This is a genomic window from Cognatishimia sp. 1_MG-2023 (assembly GCF_030548175.1).
GTDB lineage: Bacteria > Pseudomonadota > Alphaproteobacteria > Rhodobacterales > Rhodobacteraceae > Cognatishimia.
In genome coordinates this window covers 135,897-151,993 of the sequence record NZ_JAUORX010000001.1, presented here as the reverse complement: position 1 = coordinate 151,993, position 16,097 = coordinate 135,897, and the positions used below count along the sequence as shown (strand labels likewise).

Genomic DNA, 16,097 nt, shown 5'->3' with positions numbered 1-16,097 from the left:
AAAACATGTCTTTGTTCCTGCAACTCTCTGGAATTGCAGGATTTTCCATGTTTGTCCCGTCGGTATATGCGCTGTCACTTGAGGACTTTCACACCTCGCGTAGCTTCCTTTATGTGGGTGTTCTAACGCTTCTTGCGGTGATGTTGATTGGTATTGCAACAGCGGAAAGTGAAAAGAAACAGTCGGTTAGGTTGCAACGTTACCTTCTTGCGTTACTTGGCGCCTTTACGCTTTTGCCCGCACTGCTGGCATTTCCTTTCTACGAGGCATTGCGCACCACTAGTTTTGTAAATGCCTACCTAGAGATGGTCAGCAGTCTGACAACAACGGGCCTGATCCTGTTTGAGGACCCAAATCGGTTATCTCCGGCACTTCATTTGTGGCGCGCGCAAGTGGCTTGGTTGGGTGGTCTTGTCATGTGGATTGCCGCTGTTGCGGTGTTTTCGCCGCTCAGTTTGGGCGGGTTTGAGGTATCCGCGCGGGCAGACTTTGGCCAATTCAAAGATGATGCCACGCGCCTTGGGCAACTTGACCCCGCCCGCCGTTGGCGGCGCACGGCTGCCTATTTAACCCCAGTTTATGCAGGTCTCACCCTGGTTTTGTGGATTTTGCTTGTCATGATTGGCGAGGATTCACTGACGGCTCTTACACATGCGATGTCAGTTCTCGCGACCAGTGGTATTTCAGCGGTTGGTGGCGTGGAAAATGCCCAAACGGGTCTTGGCGGCGAAGTCCTAATCTTTCTGTTTTTGTTTTTCGCTTTATCTCGCCAGACCTTTGCAACGGACTTAGGGGCAACACGGCGCGAGGGGTTGCTCGACGATCCTGAATTTCGATTTGCTATGCTGCTATTGCTGACTGTGCCCGTGTTCTTGTTCACGCGGCATTGGATCGGCGCAATTGATGTGAACGAGGACGATAACATTTTCGCCGGTTTGCGCGCGGCGTGGGGGTCTTTGTTCACGGTACTTTCATTTCTTTCGACGACTGGCTTTGAAAGTGCAGAATGGGAAACGGCTCAAAACTGGTCAGGGTTGGGAACATCGGGTCTTATTCTAATGGGGCTTGCGATGATTGGGGGCGGCGTTGCCACGACGGCTGGCGGCGTAAAGCTGTTGCGCGTTTATGCGCTGTATCTTCAAGGTCTTCGTGAAATGGAACGCTTGGTTCATCCGAACTCTGTAAGTGGCGCTGGAAGTAGAACGCGCCGCATTCGCCGTCAGGGTGCGATTATCGCATGGGTCTTTTTCATGCTCTTTGCGCTTTCGATGACAGGCGTCACATTGGTTCTGACTGGGCTTGGGATTCCGTTTGAAGATGCGCTGGTTCTTGCAATTTCCACGCTCTCAACAACCGGACCGCTTGCACATACCGCCGTTGCTGTTCCCATCGAAATTCTGGCCGAAGGCGCAGCAGTTAAGCTGGTGCTTTGTGTGGCGATGGTTTTAGGCCGCCTAGAGACCTTGGCGATCATCGCGCTTTTGTCACCGAACCTTTGGCGCCACTAGCCGAAAAAATGGCGAACTAAGTGCGATTGCAGTCTTTTTTGGGGTGGAAACTTGCGCCAGAGCATTCCATACTTGCGATAAGATACCATACACCCGTGGCAATAATTAAGAAAAAAGGCGAACAAGCAATGGCTTCGGATCGACAGAACCTTCAGGACGCATTCCTGAATCACGTACGTAAGACCAAGGTTCCGGTCACAATCTTTCTGATCAACGGTGTAAAGCTGCAAGGCGTTATCACTTGGTTTGATAACTTCTGTGTATTGCTGCGCCGCGATGGGCAAAGCCAATTGGTGTATAAGCACGCGATTTCTACAATCATGCCAGCACAGCCGATCAGCCTATACGAGGGTGAAGACGCCCAGTGATGGAGCATGAAACGCATGTCACCCGCGCATGGGTGCTGCGACCTGAACTGAAAAATCCGAACGCTCGACGTGAGGCCTCTTTCGCATTGGAAGAGGCCATTTCCTTGGCGGACGCGTTACCGAACCTAGAAGTTGTCGGCGCGGATATTGTAAAGCTGCAGAAATTGCTGCCCGGCATGTTGTTTGGCAAAGGCAAAATCGAAGAGCTGAAAACCAAATTCAAAGCCGAAGAGATCGAGTTGGTCTTGATTGATGGCTCGGTCACGCCCGTACAACAGCGCAACCTTGAAAAAGAGTGGGGCGTTAAGCTGTTGGATCGCACAGCTTTGATCCTAGAGATTTTCTCGGATCGTGCGCGGACCCGCGAGGGTGTTTTACAAGTCGAGATGGCGGCGTTGTCTTATCAACGGACCCGCTTGGTGCGGGCTTGGACCCACCTTGAACGTCAAAGAGGTGGATTAGGTTTTGTTGGCGGTCCGGGTGAAACCCAGATCGAGGCTGACCGCCGTGCCATTGACGATCACTTGGTTCGATTGCGTCGGCAATTGTCCAAAGTCGTTAAGACGCGCGAATTGCATCGCGATGCACGTGCAAAGGTGCCTTATCCGATTGTCGCGCTTGTCGGCTATACCAACGCCGGTAAATCCACGCTGTTTAATCGGGTGACCGGTGCAGATGTCATGGCCAAAGACATGCTCTTTGCCACATTGGATCCAACAATGCGACGGCTGGAAATCGAAGAAGGGCCAGAGGTCATTTTATCTGACACCGTTGGTTTCATTTCTGACCTACCAACAGAGCTGGTGGCCTCCTTCCGTGCGACATTAGAAGAAGTGCTGGCGGCTGACCTTATCCTTCATGTCCGCGATATTTCGCATTCTGAATCTGATCTGCAGGCAGAGGATGTGAATGAAATCCTGTCATCTCTTGGTGTGGCCGAAGATACGCCACAGCTTGAAGTCTGGAATAAGATCGACCTGCTAGAGGGTGATGACGCCAAGGCCAAACAAGCAACGGCTGAACGCAGCGAAGACATCTTTGCGATCTCAGCGATCACTGGCGTTGGCATCGAAACCTTGATGCAGGAAATCACCACGCGTTTGCAGGGCGAAATCATGACAGATAGCTTTGTCTTGCCCTTCGCCGCGGGAAAAGAACGCGCATGGCTCTTTGCTGAAGGTCTTGTTGAATCTGAAGAGCAGGCCGAAGATGGCTTTGCTTTGACGGTACGTTGGACCGCAAAACAAGCGGCTCAATTTAAGCGCCTCTAATCCAAAGTATTCCGTGGAAATGACCCATCCCATTGGGGTGGGCAAGGGCGCATGACCTTAAAATGAATCGTACGTTTCAGCCCGTGAATCGTACGAATTTCCACATTAACCAGATGTTCGGTATCCGTGCGCAGGACGCGCAACCGTTTCGCCGCGAAACCTGCGCATTAAAAAGCGCCCCTCCATTTCCCTCACTATGGCAACAGTCGTGTCACACCCACGGCTGCCGCGCGTGCTAATTCTTCATCCAAGGACATCGGCACATATTCACCCCGACGCCAAAGCTGTGCCATGTCGTCATAGTAGCGGCTTAAGAAATGCCCTGATTGACCGGTAGAGATAATAAACACCGAGCTGTCCGGATCAGCAAAGTCATAGACGCCACGATACCCAGCGGCATGAACGTTCTGAAACGGATCGTCCCCGCGGCCAGAGGTTTTGCCGCGTTGCAATGTGTTGTCACCACCGCTTGTCGATTGGCGGATGTTCACGAAATGCTTTAAAAACGGCAGTTTTCCAAGGACTTGGTGATCATGTGTCGCTTGGTGCGCATCGCCCCAGCGTAAGGATTCCAGGTTGCTGCCGTATTTCTCTTCGATCCAGATCAGCGCGTCATCTAAGGCAAGGCGCGCGACATCTGTACAGGTCTCAGTCGGGGCGCTTTGTACAATGTCACACCAGACAGAAGCACCATCAACATCGCGGAATACACGTTCCACAAACAATGCGTCCACATGTGAGAACTCTGGTGCCAATGGGCCCAGTTCATCTTGGATCAAACGCGTTTGCAGTGCACGCATCCATGCAGAGTAAATTAATGGCTCTGGCAAATGCTCATTCATTTCGCCATTCCACTCTGCCAACAGGGCAAGTGCTCTTTGGCGCTGGCGTTCCCGCGTGCCTTCAGCGGTTGTTTCCCCGGTGTACCAGAGGTCAGCCGCAACAAGCGGCAATAGGCTACGAGCGGTAAAGCTAACAGTATCAAGCTGTGCTTCAATAAAGCTGTCGCGTGTATGCACCTGACGGCCTTGCATCAAGCGTTGCCAACGTTGCACACGTTGGCTGTCACCCCAGTTAAACGAGATATGCAAAGGGAAAGGGCGATCCACTGTCTTGTTATTGGTGTTCCCCAAAATGCCACCCACGGGCGCTATGAACTGCGGGTTGCTTGAATAGGGCAACCGTCCTTGCCAACGGTTTTCACGGCGCCAGCCTAAGCTTGGCATGCGGCCTTGGCTTTGATGTAATGACGCACGACGCGGGACGGCGCCAACGGTTTTCATGGCAATTGTATCTGCATCCACAAGGGTCAGATTTTGCGCAGGTGACAAATAGCTTTCCGCGCCTGCAATCGCTTCTTTGACAGAGCCGGCATACATCAAGCTGATGGCTGCATTCATAGATGTGTCTTGAGGCGACAGCGCGGTCCAACTGATCGCCGCAACATGCCCCTTTGGCGTAACAGTTTTTAGATCATACTGAGAACCGGGTAGAATGGGGCCATTGTCGCTCCACCGCAGTGTCAAAGTAATCGGCGCATCGTCTTTGATCTGGATGATCGACTTGCGCGATGTGAACTCTTTGAACCCAGTTGGCGTGCGATATTCGTTTGGGTTTTCAGGGTTTAACTCTTCGATAAAGATGTCTTGGTCATCCACATAAGCTGATGTGATACCCCATCCCAAAGAGTCACTGCGACCTGTCAAAATTGCCGGAATACCGGGAATTGTGCCGCCGATAACACCACCGGACGAAAGGCTCATACGTGCCAGATACCAGATACCAGGTGCAGACAATCCAAGATGTGGGTCATTGGCCAGTAACGTGCCGCCAGAGGCTGATCGGGCAGGGGCCGCAGCCCAGGCATTCGATGCGCCGGCAAGACCACGACGATTGACCGGGGATAAGGCATGCGGTTCTGCATTTGCCGTTTGAACGAACTTTGGAACGCCGGGAACCAACGCTGCATACTCAGGAAGTGCCGCAATACCAGCACCGGGATGTTCTGGCAGAATATCCGACAAGCGGTTTTCATCCGGCACCACCAGTGAAACACGTGCGCGAAGCACTTCGTCTTGCAAGTGGTCGGTTAGTTGCAGTGCCATAACTTTTTGAATTGAAATGGAGTCTGCCACACGCCACGGCGCAACTGGCGCTGAAAACATGAACATCTCCGGCGCGCCACGCCCAAGGGCTTGGCTGTTCACCTCGTTAATGCGAGCGTTCACGCCATTCGCATAGGCGGTCATCATTTCTTTGGTTCTAGGATCAAGCGCATCAACAGATTGCACGGCCAATGTGTAGATATCAAAGCGCCGGATCAGTCGATCAATTTGAACGGTCGAGGCGCCGAAAACCTCGCTAAGTCGACCTTGAGCCGTGCGCCGTAGAGTGACCATCTGCCAAAGACGGTCTTGGGCGTGGGCATATCCCAATCCAAAAAAGACATCAGCGTCTTGTTCCCCAAAGATGTGGGGCACGTTGGCATTGTTGCGCACAATTTCGACAGGGGCACTGATGCCCGCTGTTTGCAGCTCTTTATTGTATTCAGGTAGCGACCGAGAGGCGAAGAAATAGATCAGACCAATGGCAAAGGCGCCCAAAAGTGTGAGGCCGCCCGCTATGCGCAGAAGCCATTTGAAAATTACTGCCATTAGATGCCTTTATTTGCCTTGCACTCTGTACCGGGTGAGGTGAACTACTTAGGCAGACTTTACTGCTAAAATTCTCGAGGGGAAAGCACATGGCGAAAATTGCATTTCTTGGATTGGGCGTGATGGGTTACCCCATGGCTGGCCACCTAAAAGCAGCTGGACATGACGTTACTGTTTTCAACAGAACCGCAGCAAAAGCAGAGGCTTGGGTTGCAGAACACGGCGGCGAAATGGCGCTTACGCCAAAGGCTGCTGTTTCTGGTGCTGACTTTGTGATGGCCTGTGTCGGCAATGACGATGATCTGCGTCACGTTTGCGTTGGCGACGAGGGTGCGTTCCACGGAATGAAGCCCGGTGCGATCTTTGTTGATCACACGACGGTATCTGCAAAAGTGACGGCGGAACTTTATGCTAGTGCCAAAGACAAGGGTCTGGCTTTTGTCGATGCGCCCATTTCGGGCGGTCAGGCCGGGGCTGAGAATGGCATTCTCTCTGTGATGTGCGGTGGCGATCAGGCTGATTATGATGCGGCAGAGCCAATCATTCAGGCCTATGCACGTATTTGTCGTCGTATCGGTGAAACTGGTGCAGGTCAGATGACCAAAATGTGCAACCAAATCGCGATTGCCGGTTTGGTCCAAGGTCTGTCCGAAGCTTTGCACTTTGCGGAAAAGGCGGGCCTTGATGGCCGCGCGGTGGTTGAGGTCATTAGCCAAGGTGCTGCTGGTAGCTGGCAGATGCAGAACCGTCACGAGACGATGTTAGATGATCACTTTGATCACGGCTTCGCGGTTGACTGGATGCGCAAAGATCTCGGTATTTGCCTCGCAACGGCGGAGGAAACTGGCGCGAGCTTGCCAGTGACAGCTTTGGTTGACCAGTTCTACAAAGATGTCCAAAAGATTGGCGGAAGCCGCTGGGATACATCTAGCCTTATCAAACGGTTGCGCGCGTTAGATTAAGTGATGCACTAAACGAAAACGCCGCCCAATGGGCGGCGTTTTTGTGTAATCTCGTTATATCCATTATGGAATGATGCGCGTGTATTTGGTGCCTTCCAGCGTCGCGCCAATACGCAGACCGGCGCGGCCAAATACAACCGCCAATACTGGGGCGGTCAAAGTTGTTGTCTCTGTCGCCAAAGAGTCGCCTTGATCTGAAATTACATATTCCAGATCCGCGCCAGCAGCCCAACCGCTTGAACGGCGGAAATTCAACAAGGCGTCTTGTGTCATAAAGAACAGAACATGTGCGTATTGTTGTGCACCGATCTGCAAGCCAAAGTTTGCCTTTGTTGTTGAATAGTAATCAACAGTGATCCCATCCACCAACAACGCACCACGCCCATAAGCACCGCCGAACCCAAGGCCCGCTTCGGTAACAAGTGGCATCACTAACAAGCCGGTTGCTTTTTCAGCCAAGCCTACGGTGTTGGGAAAAGTGTTATACATGTGGTTCAGCGTGGTATCGACGCGTGCGTCGATGGTTTCTGCGCCTTGACCGCCAATGCCATTCCCGCATGCTGCAGTGACTGACGCACCAGCAAGGGCTGACAAGGCGAAAGATCGTCTCGTGAGGTTTTTCATATTAGGTGCCTGTTCATCAAAAAAGGTTCTGCTCTGCCGACTTTGTCGGTCTTGAGAGGTTTATAAACCATTGTCCGCGTTATGTCATCCTTGACCGTTGTATCGGCAAGTTAGCGCCCAGATAATACCTTAGCGACAGCTGGTGCAAAATACGTGAGGATCCCGTCGCAACCTGCACGTTTGAATGCCAAAAGGCTTTCAAACATGGCTTTGTCACCATCAATCCATCCGTTTTGTGCCGCCGCTTGTATCATCGCGTACTCACCTGACACTTGATATGCAAAAGTTGGAACGCCAAAGGTGTCTTTCACCCGTCGACAAATATCCAAATACGGCATGCCCGGTTTGATCATCACCATATCCGCGCCTTCTTGCAGGTCGCGTTCCACCAACAGCAACGCTTCGTCAGAATTACCGGGGTTCATCTGATAAGTCGTTTTATCACCTTTAAGCGCGCCAGAGGCGCCAACAGCATCGCGGAACGGACCATAAAAGGCGCTCGCGTATTTCGCAGAATAAGACATCAGCATTACGTTCTGGTGCCCCGCAGCTTCTAAAGCATTGCGGATTGCGCCAATACGTCCATCCATCATGTCTGATGGGCCAATAATATCGGCACCAGCTTCCGCTTGGCTTAGCGCTTGTTTCACCAAGGCCTCAACAGTGCGGTCATTTACGATCTCGCCATCTTCGACAAAACCGTCGTGGCCGTTGATGTTGTAGGGGTCCAACGCGACATCGGTCATGACAGCAATGTCGGGAACGGCCGCTTTGATCGCGCGCGTGGCGCGGTTCGTCAGGTTGTCGGGGTTCCATGCTTCGGCGCAGTCTTCGGTCTTTAGCGCCGGATCCGTATAAGGAAACAGACAGATCACTGGGATGCCTAGGTCATGCGCCTCAATCGCGGCTTTGACGACGCGATCTACGGAATATCGAAACACACCAGGCATAGACGCAATCGGCTCTACAACGTTCTCACCGTCGCGCACAAATACCGGCCAAATCAGGTCAGAGACATCTAGCCTATTTTCTTGAACAAGACCGCGAACAGCAGCAGATTGCCGCGTACGACGCAGACGAGCGACGGGAAATGGAGCAACTGTAGGTTTCATCGTGACCTCATAATTCGTTGTTACCGAGGTGCCATGGATATTGTCGCGCCACAAGGGTAGGAATTGCCGCGTTGCCGCGTTATGTGGGGACATTACGAACAAGGATGCAGTCGTGGACTGGTATACAACTATAATCGAACTTATCGATCTGCGCAGCTTTTCAAACCTTTGGTTCTGGATCATGCTTGCTGTGATCTGGTCTTCTGCGACCCATTGGATTTTGGGTGTTCCCTATGACTTGGTGCTGCGCGCGCGCCGCCAAGGAGGGCAGCACGAGGCGGATTTCGAAGATCTCGTACGGATCAACGTCAGCCGGTTGATGTTTATCAGCAATACCTCTGGGCTGTGGATGACCTCATTTGGCTGTTTCGTTTTGGCGATCTTATCCGTGCTTGGGTTTTACTACCGCGTTGAATTTGCGCAGGCTGTGTTCCTGATCTTCTTTCCGATGAGTTTTGTTGGCTTGCTGACGCTTGCTGCCGCACGTGGCATTCAGGCTGATGATGTGCATGGAGATGAGCTGTATCGCCGTTTCGCGCGCCATCGGGTGTATGTTCAACTGATTGGTATCATTGCAATTTTTGTAAGCTCCCTTTGGGGTATGTATCAAAACTTCTCTTTCTCGCCATTGAATTGACAGGACGACTAAATGCAGCTCTCGCATGTGACCATCGGCGGTGCGCCAGAAGGCTATGACGCCAAGCTGATCCTTGAAGAGGCTGCAAAGACGGGCAAGCCCGTTATTCACGTGGCGCGTGATGACAAGCGCCTTGCTGCGATCAAAGCGGCGCTCGCGTTCTTTCGCCCCGATATGCCGGTTATCACATTCCCCGGTTGGGATTGTTTGCCTTATGACCGTGTGTCGCCCAATGCGGATATATCTGCCGCGCGCATGGCGACCTTGGCAGGCATTGTGCATGGCAGCTTGCCAAAACAGTATATTCTGCTGACAACATTAAACGCCGCCACGCAACGCGTTCCCGCGCGCAACACGTTACAGGATGCCGCTTTTCGCGCGCAGGTGAATTACCGCGTTGACGAAGAAGCACTTCGTAAGTTCTTGGTTCGTATGGGATTTACCCAAGCGCCAACTGTGATGGAGCCGGGGGATTACGCGATCCGCGGGGGGATCATTGATATTTTCCCGCCGGGTGATGGTGGGCCAGTACGGTTGGATTTTTTTGGCGATGTCCTAGACGGGGCGCGCCGGTTTGATCCTGTCAGTCAGCGTACCACTGAAAAACTTGAATATATCGAACTTGCACCCGTGTCCGAAGTTATTTTGGATGAGGCCGCGATTACGCGTTTCCGCCAAAGTTATCGGATCGAATTTGGTGCGGCGGGCACGGACGATCCGCTGTACGAAGCGGTCTCTGCTGGTCGTAAGCACCAAGGTGTCGAACATTGGATGCCGTTTTTCCATGAGACGTTGGAAACCCTGTTTGACTACCTGCCAGATGCTACGATTTGTCTAGACGATCAAACCGATCCGATCCGCCTTGCACGCTGGGAATCGATCGAAGATCAGTATGAAACGCGCAAACACGCACTCGCCCAGAAAAAGCGTTTGGATTCCGTGTATAAACCCGTCCCGCCGGGTTTGCTGTATCTGAATGACGAGGCATGGGATACGGTCGTTGGCGAACGCCGTGTGTTGAATTTCAAACCGCTACCACAGGCGTCTGGTCCGGGTTCGATTGATAGTATGGGCCGCATCGGGCGTAATTTTGCACCGGAGCGCCAGCAGGAAAGTATCAGCCTTTTCGGTGCTTTAGCAGATCATGTTAAAGCAAAGATGCGGGATGGTCCGGTTGTTATTGCGTCCTATTCCGAAGGCGCGCGCGAGCGTCTTTCTGGGTTGATCGAAGACGAAGGATTGGTCGAAACAATCCTGATCAATGACGCCGGCGCGATTGGAAAATCCGGTTTGCATTTGGTCGTGTGGGCATTGGAAAATGGCTTTGAAGCACCCGGCCTAACAGTCATTTCCGAGCAAGACGTACTCGGCGATCGTTTGATCCGAGCGCCGCGCAAACGCCGGAAAGCCGAGAACTTTCTGACAGAAACACAATCGCTGTCTCCCGGCGATTTGATTGTACACGTTGACCACGGTATCGGCCGTTATCAGGGCCTAGAGGTGATCACGGCAGCAGGTGCCGCACATGAATGCATCAGCCTAGAATATGCTGAAAGTTCAAAGCTTTACCTGCCAGTTGAGAATATCGAACTTCTCTCCAAATATGGCCATGACGAGGGGTTCCTTGATAAACTGGGTGGCGGTGCATGGCAGGCCAAGAAGGCGCGTCTAAAAGAGCGTATTCGCGAAGTTGCGGAAAAGCTTATTCGCGTTGCAGCAGAACGAACCCTGCGCAAAGCCCCGGTCCTTGAAGCACCGCACCATGCGTGGGAGGCCTTTTCTGCTCGGTTCCCATATCAAGAAACCGATGACCAGTTGCGTGCAATTGAGGATGTGCTTGGAGACCTGACCGCTGGTCAACCGATGGATCGCTTGGTCTGTGGCGATGTTGGATTTGGCAAAACTGAGGTCGCAATGCGCGCGGCTTTTGTTGCCGCCATGACCGGAATGCAGGTCGCTGTTATCGCACCAACCACGCTTTTGGCGCGTCAGCATTACAAGAGCTTTGCAGAGCGCTTCCGTGGTTTTCCATTAGAAGTCAGATCATTATCGCGTTTTGTTAGTGCAAAAGAAGCAGAGCAAACACGCGATGGTTTATCGCGTGGTACCGTCGATGTCGTGATTGGTACGCATGCGCTTTTGTCCAAAAATGTGCGTATCAAGAACCTCGGCCTTTTGATCGTTGACGAAGAACAACACTTCGGCGTGTCCCACAAAGAGCGCCTAAAGCAGTTGCGCTCTGACGTGCACGTACTGACGTTAACTGCGACACCAATTCCAAGAACGCTACAGCTTAGCCTGTCTGGTGTTCGTGACCTGTCTATTATCGGCACGCCTCCGGTCGATCGCCTTGCGATCCGCACTTATGTCAGTGAATTCGATGCGGTCACCATTCGCGAAGCGCTGCTGCGTGAACGCTATCGTGGTGGACAAAGCTTCTACGTCGTTCCTCGTATTTCTGATTTGCCTGAAATCGAAGAGTTCCTGAAAGAACAGCTGCCCGAACTGACCTATGTCGTTGCGCATGGCCAAATGGCAGCTGGCGAACTCGATGATCGGATGAACGCCTTTTACGACGGCAAATATGATGTGCTTTTGGCAACGACTATTGTTGAAAGCGGTTTGGATATTCCAACAGCCAACACCATGGTTGTTCATCGCGCCGATATGTTCGGCCTGTCACAGCTTTATCAAATTCGTGGTCGCGTCGGGCGCTCCAAAACCCGTGCGTATGCCTATCTAACGACCAAACCACGTATGAAGCTGACCGCGACAGCAGAAAAGCGGCTACGTGTGCTCGGATCGCTCGATACATTGGGGGCGGGCTTTACGTTGGCGTCGCAGGACCTTGATATTCGTGGCGCGGGTAACCTGTTGGGCGAAGAGCAATCAGGTCAAATGCGGGATGTGGGCTATGAGCTGTATCAATCCATGCTCCAAGACGCGATTGCTAAAATTAAATCGGGCGAGCTTGAAGGTCTTACAGAAACTGATGATCAATGGGCACCTCAGATTAACCTAGGTGTGCCGGTTCTGATTCCAGAAACCTATGTGCCTGATCTTGATGTGCGCCTTGGCCTGTATCGTCGCCTAAGCGGTTTGACGACCAAAGTAGAGCTAGAAGGGTTCGCAGCGGAGCTGATTGATCGCTTTGGTAAATTGCCACGCGAAGTGAACACGTTGCTGTTGGTCGTACGCATTAAAGCGATGTGTAAAAAGGCAGGTATCGCAAAGCTGGATGGTGGCCCAAGAGGCGCGACCATTATGTTCCACAATGATAAGTTCCGCTCACCCCAAGGTCTGGTCGAATTCATGACAGAACAAAAGGGTAAGGCGAAAATCAAAGACAATAAGATCGTTGTGCAACGTGATTGGAAATCTGACGCGGACAAGATCAAGGGTGCCTTTGCAATTGCCCGTGATCTTGCCCATAAGGCCCGCGTTTAGACCGCGGGGCGCGGTCCTAAGCGCAGCATCAGGATCAGTGAAATAACCCAGCAGATCAATGCGCCGATCAACAACGCTTGGGGCGTCCCATCAAAGCTTAGGCTGATAGGGATCGCCAATAGCGCAGAGACCACCGTTGCCAGTGAGCTGCTGATTGACGAGGCCATGCCTGCGATATGCCCCAATGGCTCTAGCGCAAGGGCGTTCAAGTTGCCAAATATGAAGCCAATCGAGAACAACAGACTAGTGGCCCAAACAAAGAAGACCCACACCGTCATATTGCCTGTGTACCAAAGGCTGATTGCGATTGTTGAAACAAGGATCTGCCCAATCAGAGCTGACTTGATCAGCTTTCTCATTCCCAGTCGTAAAACCATACGGCCGTTAATGATACTCGCCGGAATGGACAGCAGCGCAGCAGCGGCAAAGAAAAGTGGAAACTTCTCTTCGATACCAAAGCTTTGTGCATAAATGGGCTGAATCAACGAAATCATCGCGAACAGGGCTGTATAGGCCATTGTCTGTGTCGCGACAGAATAGCTGAAGACCCGATTAGAGAAACTTTCGATAACTGCGCGCCAAACTTTACTGATGGAAAGAGGGCGGCGATCTTCGGGTTTCAGCGTTTCGGGTTGGCGAAAGGCGACCCACAGTCCGACCATCACGCCAAAGATGGCAAAGGCAAAGAAAATGGCCCGCCAACCTGCGGCAATCATAATGGCCTGACCAATAACCGGCGCCACCGCAGGGACGAGCGCAAAGACGGTCATGGCAAATGACATAATCGAAGCCATCCGTTCACCGGAATAAAGATCGCGCACCATTGCAACTCCGGCAATTCGCGGACCAGCAGCTGCAAGACCCTGAATGAACCGACCAGCAAGGATCCAATTTAGATCATTAGATAGTCCTGCCCAAAGCGCGCCAGCCAAGTACAAGGCAAAGCCGCCAAGGATGACGGGCTTGCGCCCAAATGCATCTGATAGCGGACCCGTAAAAAATGTGCCCACGCCCATGCCCAAAACAAAAATACCGACGATAAGTGTCGCGTTTTCTGGGGCGTTTGGGCTAAGTTGCTCACCAATTTCTGTGAGTGCGGGGAGCATTGCATCGATCGAAAATGCGATTGTTGCGAATAACATTGCGACAAGCGCAATAAATTCCGGTTCGGCGATACGCCGCGGGCTGTTCATCGTCATATCCTAATGAGAGGAGAGCGGCCTAAATCGAAAAGCCGCTCAAAATGTCGCCGTAGGTTACATTAGTAACCATTAAGCGCAAGATGAAAGCATCTTGCGATTATGCATTTTGGCTTTCACGAAATTCCGCAATAACTTTGCGCCACAATTCAGGTGGCTGCGCACCCGGAACAGCGTGTTGTCCACCGACAATAAATGTTGGAACAGAATTCACACCCATTTCACGCGTTAGCCGGTCGCGTTCTTGAATGTCTGCAACGTCAGAATCCGTTTTCAACAGCCGTGTGACAACTGCAGCATCCATACCAACGCTATCGGCTATATCCGCCAATACCTCATGGTCACCAATGTCACGACCATCGATGAAATAAGCCTGAAACAGCATATCAACCAGATGGTTTTGCTTTCCTTCCAGCTTTGACCAATGGATCAAACGATGCGCGTCAATTGTGTTTGGTGTCCGCTTGATCGCTTCGACGTTAAGCGGGATACCGGCGTCTTCAGCGTGTTTTACGATTTGGCCGTACACGCGCACTGCACCATCCTTGCCACCAAACTTACGCTCTAGATAATCGGCACGATCCATGCCGCCCGCAGGCATATCTGGGTTCAATTGAAAGGGATGCCATTCAATAATAAAGGGATGTTCATCTTCTTCAGCCAAGGCGCGATCAAGAAATGTCTTTCCAATATAGCACCAAGGGCAAATTGGATCAGACATAATGTCAAGCTTTAGGGGTTCAATGCTCATGGTGGGCCTCATAGATTGCGCGTCGTTTCATGCAAGGCGTTTGTCGTTGGCATAAGCCGACAATGATGTCACTCGCTAGACTAGTTAGTGCCGCTTGTAGCGAGCCAACACCGCATTGGCAAAGTCTTCAAGCTCTTAAGGCGTCAATTCTTGTTGAATTGAGTAATTTAGGGCAACCCATTGCGTGGCTGACTTGCAGTTTGCATATCAGCCACTTAAGACTAGCTCATGACTGACCAAGAACCAAAAACATTGATCCAAGTCGCCCGCGAAAATGGTGCCCAAGAAATGGGCGAGCCGCTTGATCTGGGTCAACGTGTACGTGACTTACGCAAGGCGCGGAATTGGACACTAGAGCAAGCGGCGAACCAAGCTGGGCTTGCACGGTCAACACTGTCCAAGATTGAAAATGGTCAGATGTCGCCAACCTATGATGCCTTGAAAAAATTGGCTGAAGGTCTGGAAATTTCCGTGCCTCAATTGTTTACGCAGCCTTTGCGTGACCAAGTGAACGGCCGTATGTCGATCACCAAAGAGGGGCAGGGCGCGCGCCGTCCGACGACCACCTATGAGCATGAATTGCTTGCGGAAAACCTGACAAAGAAAGACATGTTACCGTATCGCGCGCGCGTGCGGGCACGGAATATGGATGAATTTGACGGCTGGGTCCGACATGACGGCGAGGAGTTCCTCTATGTCCTGACTGGTGTGGTTAAGCTTTATACAGAATTCTACGAACCCGTTGAAATGCGTCGTGGCGACAGTGCCTATTACGATGGTAGCATGGGGCATAATTTGATTTCGGTCAGCGAAGAGGATGCGAATGTCCTCTGGGTAACGTCACTGACTTAATCGGCCGCAACGGCTTTTAGCGCGTCTTCTAGATCGCCGTATCCCGTGAAACGATGCTCAAAAGCCAGCCCAAGACGGTCAGCGCAGTCGCGCGCTTTTTCCACCAGTGCAGGGTCATTTGTCTGCGCTTGGTAAATTAGCTTTTCGTAATTCCCAAAATACATATCTCGCAATTCGGGGTGGCGGTCCAAACCCATTGGTTTCCAAACAAACGCATCAAATTGCCGAACCAGAAAATCCGTCAGATAAAACGATGTGAATTCATGCTCTGCCAGTTCTGCAAAGCGATCATTGCCTTCATAGAAGCTATAGCAATGCGGACCGGCAACCATCTCTACGCCAAGCTCTGCGCATGTGTTCTGTAGCAAACCACCTGTGCCGCAATCCGCATAAACCACGAAGATTTGGTCAAACTGATCACGCCGCTCTTTGACAACAGTCTTTACCGCATCCGGAATTTTTTGCGGCTGAATGTGGTAGATCGCGGGCAAACAGGTCAAAACCATATGGTCCCAACCATTCTGCTCTTTTAGGGCCAGAATTTCGCGGGCCAAAGCACCGCAGGCAATCAACAAGATACGACCAGCATTCGCCTCTGGTGCAAGCCCGCCTTGGGTAAGGTCAGTATCAGAGATCTGGGTCATACTTGGTTCCTTAACGGCAAAAAGGCCCGTAACAAACGGGCCTTTGCGAAACACCTGTAAGCTAAGCG

Annotated in this window: 13 protein-coding genes; 7 read left to right on the top strand and 6 right to left on the bottom strand. The window is 51.9% G+C overall.

The window, feature by feature from the left end; all coding sequences use genetic code 11:
- Positions 1-47 precede the first annotated feature (47 nt).
- From Q4544_RS00750 to hflX, 3 genes are all read left to right on the top strand, one after another.
- Complete coding sequence (locus Q4544_RS00750; protein ID WP_303503220.1) at positions 48-1,508, top strand: TrkH family potassium uptake protein; 1,461 nt, start codon at positions 48-50, stop codon at positions 1,506-1,508.
- 128 nt (positions 1,509-1,636) lie between these two features.
- Positions 1,637-1,876 carry an RNA chaperone Hfq gene (hfq, locus tag Q4544_RS00745; protein WP_058314310.1) on the top strand — a complete coding sequence of 80 codons (240 nt, stop codon included), beginning with the start codon at positions 1,637-1,639 and terminating at the stop codon, positions 1,874-1,876.
- Entirely contained in the window at positions 1,876-3,147 is a 1,272-nt protein-coding gene (gene hflX / locus Q4544_RS00740; protein ID WP_303503213.1) for a GTPase HflX, read from the top strand. The genes hfq and hflX overlap by 1 nt, the downstream gene beginning before the upstream one ends.
- A 194-nt stretch (positions 3,148-3,341) precedes the next feature.
- Here the strand turns inward: hflX and Q4544_RS00735 are convergent, their stop codons facing one another.
- Positions 3,342-5,801: a penicillin acylase family protein gene (locus Q4544_RS00735; RefSeq protein ID WP_303503211.1), complete on the bottom strand. Its 2,460-nt coding sequence runs from the start codon at positions 5,799-5,801 to the stop codon at positions 3,342-3,344.
- Positions 5,802-5,890: 89 nt separating this feature from the next.
- On the opposite strand from Q4544_RS00735, the gene Q4544_RS00730 reads away from it, so the two are divergent.
- Entirely contained in the window at positions 5,891-6,763 is an 873-nt protein-coding gene (locus Q4544_RS00730; RefSeq protein ID WP_303503210.1) for an NAD(P)-dependent oxidoreductase, read from the top strand.
- 63 nt (positions 6,764-6,826) lie between these two features.
- Here the strand turns inward: Q4544_RS00730 and Q4544_RS00725 are convergent, their stop codons facing one another.
- Both Q4544_RS00725 and hemB read right to left on the bottom strand, forming a co-directional pair.
- Positions 6,827-7,387, bottom strand: a complete 561-nt coding sequence (locus tag Q4544_RS00725; RefSeq protein ID WP_303503209.1) for a YSC84-related protein — start codon at positions 7,385-7,387, stop codon at positions 6,827-6,829.
- Between the two features lie 110 nt (positions 7,388-7,497).
- A complete protein-coding gene (hemB, locus tag Q4544_RS00720; RefSeq protein WP_303503207.1) occupies positions 7,498-8,499 on the bottom strand; it encodes a porphobilinogen synthase in 1,002 nt (333 codons plus the stop codon).
- Between the two features lie 112 nt (positions 8,500-8,611).
- Here hemB and Q4544_RS00715 point away from each other — a divergent pair, with 112 nt between their 5' ends.
- Both Q4544_RS00715 and mfd read left to right on the top strand, forming a co-directional pair.
- Positions 8,612-9,136 carry a component of SufBCD complex gene (locus Q4544_RS00715; protein WP_303503205.1) on the top strand — a complete coding sequence of 175 codons (525 nt, stop codon included), beginning with the start codon at positions 8,612-8,614 and terminating at the stop codon, positions 9,134-9,136.
- Positions 9,137-9,148: 12 nt separating this feature from the next.
- Positions 9,149-12,583, top strand: a complete 3,435-nt coding sequence (gene mfd, locus Q4544_RS00710; RefSeq protein ID WP_303503204.1) for a transcription-repair coupling factor — start codon at positions 9,149-9,151, stop codon at positions 12,581-12,583.
- Here the strand turns inward: mfd and Q4544_RS00705 are convergent.
- Entirely contained in the window at positions 12,580-13,776 is a 1,197-nt protein-coding gene (locus Q4544_RS00705) for a multidrug effflux MFS transporter (RefSeq protein ID WP_303503202.1), read from the bottom strand. The two genes, mfd and Q4544_RS00705, sit on opposite strands and share 4 nt — an antisense overlap.
- A 106-nt stretch (positions 13,777-13,882) precedes the next feature.
- On the bottom strand, positions 13,883-14,533 hold the full coding sequence (locus Q4544_RS00700) for a DsbA family protein (RefSeq protein WP_303503201.1): 651 nt from the start codon (positions 14,531-14,533) through the stop codon (positions 13,883-13,885).
- 228 nt (positions 14,534-14,761) lie between these two features.
- On the opposite strand from Q4544_RS00700, the gene Q4544_RS00695 reads away from it, so the two are divergent.
- Positions 14,762-15,385: a helix-turn-helix domain-containing protein gene (locus tag Q4544_RS00695; protein ID WP_303503199.1), complete on the top strand. Its 624-nt coding sequence runs from the start codon at positions 14,762-14,764 to the stop codon at positions 15,383-15,385.
- Here Q4544_RS00695 and Q4544_RS00690 read toward each other — a convergent pair.
- The gene (locus Q4544_RS00690) at positions 15,382-16,029 is read right to left on the bottom strand and encodes a DUF1638 domain-containing protein (RefSeq protein ID WP_303503197.1); all 648 of its coding nucleotides are present in this window, start codon (positions 16,027-16,029) and stop codon (positions 15,382-15,384) included. The two genes, Q4544_RS00695 and Q4544_RS00690, sit on opposite strands and share 4 nt — an antisense overlap.
- Positions 16,030-16,097: the final 68 nt, after the last annotated feature.

Coding starts and splice junctions, on each gene's coding strand:
- Q4544_RS00750 (WP_303503220.1), top strand. CDS start 48: ATGTTTGTCCCGTCGGTATATGCGCTGTCACTTGAGGACTTTCACACC.
- hfq (WP_058314310.1), top strand. CDS start 1,637: ATGGCTTCGGATCGACAGAACCTTCAGGACGCATTCCTGAATCACGTA.
- hflX (WP_303503213.1), top strand. CDS start 1,876: ATGGAGCATGAAACGCATGTCACCCGCGCATGGGTGCTGCGACCTGAA.
- Q4544_RS00735 (WP_303503211.1), bottom strand. CDS start 5,801: ATGGCAGTAATTTTCAAATGGCTTCTGCGCATAGCGGGCGGCCTCACA.
- Q4544_RS00730 (WP_303503210.1), top strand. CDS start 5,891: ATGGCGAAAATTGCATTTCTTGGATTGGGCGTGATGGGTTACCCCATG.
- Q4544_RS00725 (WP_303503209.1), bottom strand. CDS start 7,387: ATGAAAAACCTCACGAGACGATCTTTCGCCTTGTCAGCCCTTGCTGGT.
- hemB (WP_303503207.1), bottom strand. CDS start 8,499: ATGAAACCTACAGTTGCTCCATTTCCCGTCGCTCGTCTGCGTCGTACG.
- mfd (WP_303503204.1), top strand. CDS start 9,149: ATGCAGCTCTCGCATGTGACCATCGGCGGTGCGCCAGAAGGCTATGAC.
- Q4544_RS00705 (WP_303503202.1), bottom strand. CDS start 13,776: ATGAACAGCCCGCGGCGTATCGCCGAACCGGAATTTATTGCGCTTGTC.
- Q4544_RS00700 (WP_303503201.1), bottom strand. CDS start 14,533: ATGAGCATTGAACCCCTAAAGCTTGACATTATGTCTGATCCAATTTGC.
- Q4544_RS00695 (WP_303503199.1), top strand. CDS start 14,762: ATGACTGACCAAGAACCAAAAACATTGATCCAAGTCGCCCGCGAAAAT.
- Q4544_RS00690 (WP_303503197.1), bottom strand. CDS start 16,029: ATGACCCAGATCTCTGATACTGACCTTACCCAAGGCGGGCTTGCACCA.